General features: G+C 71.1%; 2 protein-coding genes. Both read left to right on the forward strand.

Features of this window, described 5'->3' with window-relative positions; translation table 11 throughout:
- Positions 1-1,110: biotin synthase BioB (bioB, locus tag G6016_RS06605; RefSeq protein WP_206682290.1), on the forward strand; the 1,110-nt coding region annotated here is incomplete at its 5' end.
- A gap of 1 nt (position 1,111) precedes the next feature.
- Positions 1,112-1,409, forward strand: a 298-nt coding sequence (locus G6016_RS06610) for an aminotransferase class III-fold pyridoxal phosphate-dependent enzyme (protein ID WP_422110451.1), incomplete at its 3' end; no start/stop codon positions are given.

The following is a 1,409-nucleotide window of genomic DNA, read 5'->3' on the forward strand; positions in this document are numbered from 1 at the left end:
CCCGCCGCCCCGCGCTGGCACGAGCTCGCCGATGCCGTCCTGGCCGGCCGGCAGGTCACCGCCGAGGAGGCGCTGGCCGTGCTGCGCGCCCCGGACACCCAGCTCATGGAGGTCGTGGCCGCCGCCTCCCGCCTGCGCTTCGAGCACTTCGGCAACAAGGTCAAGGTCAACTACCTGGTCAACCTCAAGTCGGGCCTGTGCCCGGAGGACTGCTTCTACTGCTCGCAGCGCCTCAACTCGACGGCCGGCATCCTGCGCTACACCTGGCTGAACACCGAGGAGGCAGTCACCGCGGCCAAGGCCGGCATCGCCGCCGGAGCCTCGCGCGTGTGCCTGGTCGCGAGCGGCACGGGCCCGAGCAACCGCGAGGTCGGCAAGGTCACCGACATCATCGAGGCCATCAAGTCCGACACCCCGGGCGTCGAGGTCTGCGCATGCCTGGGTGCGCTCAAGGACGGGCAGGCCGAGTCGCTGTGCGCGTCGGGCGCCGACGCCTACAACCACAACCTCAACACGGCCGAGAGCCACTACGAGGACATCTGCACCACCCACACCTACGCCGACCGCGAGCACACCGTCGCCCAGGCCCACGGCGCCGGCCTGTCGGCGTGCTCGGGCTTCATCGCGGGCATGGGCGAGACCCACGAGCAGCTGGTCGAACTGGCCTTTGACCTGCGCGCAAAGGGCGTTGACTCGATCCCGGTCAACTTCCTGCTCCCCTTCGACGGCACCCCGCTCGAGGGCGTGGACACCCTCAACCCGCGCGACTGCCTGCGCATCCTGTCGATGGTCCGATTCGTCGCGCCGGACGTCGAGATCCGCGTCGCCGCCGGTCGCGAGCGTCACCTGGGCAACCTGCAGGGCATCGCGCTGTACGTCGCCAACTCGCTGTTCCTGGGCGACTACCTGACGTCCGAGGGCCAGCCCGGCGCCGCGGACCTGGAGATGATCGCCGATGCGGGGCTCGAGGTCCTGCAGATGGATACGGCCGTAGAGGGTCACGACCCCCAAAACCAGGACGACGACAACACCGCGCCCGCCTCCACCCGCCAGGATCCGGTGGCCATCCGCACACGAGGCGCCGGCACCAGCGAGCCCGCGAACGCCTGACATGGTCGACCACTCCCCTCGCAGTGGCCTGACAGCAGGCACCCAGCAGCCCGCTCATGCCCAGGCAGCCGCCTCGCTCACCGAACGAGCCCCGCTGGCCGCGAACGCCCTACTGGCCGCCGATGCCGAGCACGTCTGGCACCCCTACGGCGGCTTCCCGGCGTCCACACAGCCGCTGCCGGTCGCCTCGGCCGAGGGCGCGCGCCTCCGCCTGACCGACGGCCGCGAGCTGATCGACGGCATGAGTTCGTGGTGGGCGGCGATCCACGGCTACCGCCACCCGCACCTCGACGCGGCGG

It is taken from the genome of Dietzia aerolata, from assembly GCF_014144865.1.
Lineage (GTDB): Bacteria > Actinomycetota > Actinomycetes > Mycobacteriales > Mycobacteriaceae > Dietzia > Dietzia aerolata.